The sequence below is a fragment of the Brevibacterium sp. genome (assembly GCF_022712115.1).
Lineage (GTDB): Bacteria > Actinomycetota > Actinomycetes > Actinomycetales > Brevibacteriaceae > Brevibacterium > Brevibacterium salitolerans.
This window is the reverse complement of record NZ_JALAHB010000152.1, coordinates 1-3,857: the sequence shown is the minus strand read 5'-3', so window position 1 is coordinate 3,857 and position 3,857 is coordinate 1. Positions and strand designations below refer to the sequence as shown.

The 3,857-nt window shown below is 74.1% G+C and carries 2 protein-coding genes; both read left to right on the top strand.

The annotated features are described in order from the left end of the window. Positions 1-14: 14 nt before the first annotated feature. A complete protein-coding gene (locus tag Q0A33_RS08710) occupies positions 15-3,032 on the top strand; it encodes a DUF6049 family protein (protein ID WP_363316552.1) in 3,018 nt (1,005 codons plus the stop codon). An 87-nt stretch (positions 3,033-3,119) separates the two neighbouring features. Beyond that, positions 3,120-3,857 (top strand): lipid II flippase MurJ (locus tag Q0A33_RS08705; RefSeq protein ID WP_363316551.1); only part of this gene is annotated, 738 nt, incomplete at its 3' end.

The following is a 3,857-nucleotide window of genomic DNA, read 5'->3' as shown; positions in this document are numbered from 1 at the left end:
TGGCAGAGGCGCCTCTGCCACGCCCGCACCGCCGCCGGTCGCATCCGTCCCCGCCGGCCGGTGGGCGGCGGGCCCGTGCACTGGCGCGGATCAGTGCGAGCCTCGCGTCTCTCGCGCTGGCTGTCGGCACCGCGGCCTTCGCAGCGCCTGCCCAGGCCGCTCCGGAACCCTCGGACTCCCTCGCGTCCGACGCCCTCGCTGCCTCCGAAGCCCCCGATGGCGCCGCCGCCTCCAGTGACATGGATACGGGCACGCAGGGGACTCCCGAGGCCTCGGCCGCAGCGGACGAGGACGAGAACGAGCCCACCGGCAGCGTGCAGGTCCGCATCGACTCCGTCTCTCCCTGGGTGGACAGCGACGGAGCGCTGGAGGTGACGGGCCAGGTCGTCAACGGCACGGCCGACCCCCTCGCTCCGGAGTCCCTCACCCTCTCCCGGTCCTCACAGAAGATCAGCGCCCGCACGGACATCGCCGCGTGGACGGAGGACCAGGACTCGCCGCTCCTCATCGCCTCCTCCGAGGACACGGACGGCGGGGACGCGGACGGCGGGGACGGAACCGGCGCCTCGGGCGAGGACGGCGCGGACGAGTCCTCCGGAAACCGGGCGGGCTCCCCCGCCTACGAGGCCCCGGAGCTCCCGAGTACGCTCGCCCCCGGCGACAGCCATGACTTCTCCTTCACCGTCCCGGCGGACCGGATGAAGCCCGCCGGCTCGGCGATCGACAGCTGGGGCGCACTGGGCCTCGTCGTCACCCTCACGGCAGAGCAGACGCAGGGCGCGGGCGGGACGGACACTCCCGGACAGACGGACGCCCCGGAGCCGGCCGAGGGCGCGGAGCAGTCCGATCCCGCCGAACAGACCACCCCCGCGACCACACCGGTGCAGCAGACGGCCCCCGCCTTCACCGTCTGGCATCCGGATCCCGGGGTGGACCCCACCGTCGTCTCCACGGTCCTCCCCGTCACCCTCGACGCGGTCCCCGCGGACGGCGGCCCGCTCCTGGAGGCAGAGGTCCTGGAACGCGCGGCGGACCCCTCCGCCCGAGGCGCCTTCGCCGGTGCCCTCGACCGCTCGCTCACGGCCGCACGGGAGCTGGACGACGCCGCACTCGCCGTGGACCCGCGCGTGCTGGCCTCCGCCCGTGCCGCCCTCGAGCTGCCGGAGAACGAGCCGGAAGCCCCTGCGGACGATCCGACCGCGGAGGCCCCGGCCTCGGCGGGACAGGACGGAGCGCGCACGCCGGGGGCCTCACCCTCGGACGACGGACAGTCCGGTGACACCCCGCCCGCGGACACCCCGACGGAATCCGGTGCGGCCTCCCTCGAGGGCACGGACGGCCCCGGTGCACAGGAGGCCGAGGACGACGGCGCCGGGGACGGGCAGGACGACGGCACCGGGGACGGCCCCTCGGCGGATGCCACGGAGGAGGCACCCGATCCGGAGGCCGCGGCGGCACGCCTCCCCCGCCTCGCCGAGTGGTACGCGGAGTTCACCGAGCTCGCCGCGGACCGCGAGGTGCTGCCCCTGCCCTGGGCGGACGCGCACGTCACAGCGCTCCGCTCGCAGGCCTCGGCGGCGGAGACCTCTGCGGAGGAGCAGGCACGGTCCGTCCGCGGGCGCACGGCGTCCGCTGCCGCGGACGAGGCGGCGCAGCTGGCGGACGGCCTCGGCGGCCTCCTGGACCAGGCGGACACGGAACGGGGCCTCACGGGTCCGCTCGCGGACAGCCTCCGCACGGACATCATGTGGCCGGCCGCAGACACGGTGCGCCGGGCGGACCTCACGGCCCTGGCGGAGCAGGGCGGGCAGACGCTCATCCTCTCCGACGCCCAGCAGCCCTCCATCACCTCCTACACGTCCTCGGCCTACTCGACGATGGACACGCACGGGGACCCGCAGTCCGCGTACGCACCGCCCCCGGACGCGGAGCCGGGAGACCGGTCGGAGCAGGGAGGTGGCGCGGACGGCGACACCCGCATCCTCAACACCCTCATCGCGGACTCCGGGCTCAGCGAGACGGCGGCCGAACAGGCACGCGGACGCCCGCGCGCACCCGGTGAGGCACTGGCGACGTCCGCCGCGATCACGGCCGAGCGCCCCTTCGACTCCCGCCACATGCTCCTCACGCTCCCCCGCGAGGCCGCCGGCCCGGACCTCCCGCAGCTGGCGAAGGAGCTGAGCAGCGCGCCGTGGCTGAGCTCCGAGTCCCTCGACAGCCTCGCGGAGACCGAGCCCGTGGCACGTGGTGCGCTCGTGGAGCCCTCCGCGGACCAGGAGAGCGCACCCGGCGCGCAGCAGGCGCAGAACCTGCTCACGGATCTGGGGCGCTCCTACGGCGAGGGCGAGGCGGCCTCGGCGGTGTTCACGGACGAGACCGAGGCACGCCGGGACATGGCACGTTCCCTCCTCACCTGCACGGGCACGGAGCGGATCGAGGCCCGACGCGCCGGCGATTCCGGGGACGCTCCCGCCGGCGGCACGGACACCCGGGCCGATGCCGGGTCCGGCTCCGAGACCGACTCGCCGTCAGGCACGGACGCCTGCTCCGAGCGGACCCGAGGCTGGGTCGCCGCGCTGGCCGGAGGCGTGCGCCCGGAACCGGGGTCCTCGGTGCTGCTGGTCACGGGCGAGCAGGCCCACATCCCCGTCCGCGTGGAGAACACCACGGACCGCTCCGCCCGCGTCCGCCTCCGGGTGGAGGCCGGGACCCCGCAGCTGAGCACCGAGGAGTCGGAGCCCCTCACCCTGGGCCCCGGGGAGGCGCGCAGCGTGGAGGTGCCCGTGCGCGGGCTGGCCAACGCGGACGTCCGTGCCCACGTCCGGGTGCTGAGCATGGACGGCACACGGATGCCGCAGTCCACGGAGCTGCTGGTGAGGGTGCGTGCGGACTGGGAGAACACCGCCACGCTCGCCGTCGGCACCGCGCTGGCCCTCGTGCTGGTGTTCGGCCTCGTCAGGACCATCCGCCGCGGCAGGCGTAAGATCCCCAAGAGCCAGCTCGACGCCGCCGTGGCACGGGCACAGAGCTGATGCCGCCGAGGCCGCCCGCACGGCGCCTCGCGCAGGGCCTCCTCCAGGAGCCCCTGCTGACCACCGCTCCCCGATGTTAGGAATCACGTGGCCGAGAACCGGCTGAGCTCACTCGCCAAGTCCTCCTCCGTCATGGCGGCGGGCACGCTCGTCTCGCGCATCCTCGGCTTCGTCAAGGCCGCCATGCTCATCGTGGCGATCGGCGTCGCCGTAGGAGGCACGGCGGACGCCTTCGACGTGGCGAACAAGATTCCGAACACCCTCTACATGCTGCTCTCCGGCGGCGTGATCAACGCGGTGCTCGTTCCACAGATCGTGCGAGCGGCCAAGCGGCCGGACGGCGGCAAGGACTACATCGACCGGCTGCTCACCCTCGCGATCCTCGCCCTCGCCGCCGTGACGATCGTCGCCACGCTGTGCGCACCGCTGCTCATCCGGCTCTACTCCTCGCCCGCGTGGAGCGACGACCAGCGCGCACTCGCGGTCGCCTTCGCCTTCTGGTGCCTGCCGCAGATCTTCTTCTACGGCCTCTACACGATGCTCGGCCAGGTGCTCAACGCGAAGTCGAACTTCGGTCCCTACATGTGGGCGCCGGCCCTCAACAACGTCATCTCCATCGCGGGCCTGGGCGTCTTCATCGCCCTGTTCGGCCGCGGCGACAACGGCGAGCATCCGGTCGTCTCGTGGGACGGCACGATGATCGCCGTCCTCGCCGGCTCCGCGACTCTGGGCGTGGTGGGGCAGGCGCTCATCCTGCTCTGGCCCCTGGCGAGGATCGGCTACGTCTGGCGTCCCCGGTTCGGGTTCCGCGGGGTGGGGCTGGGC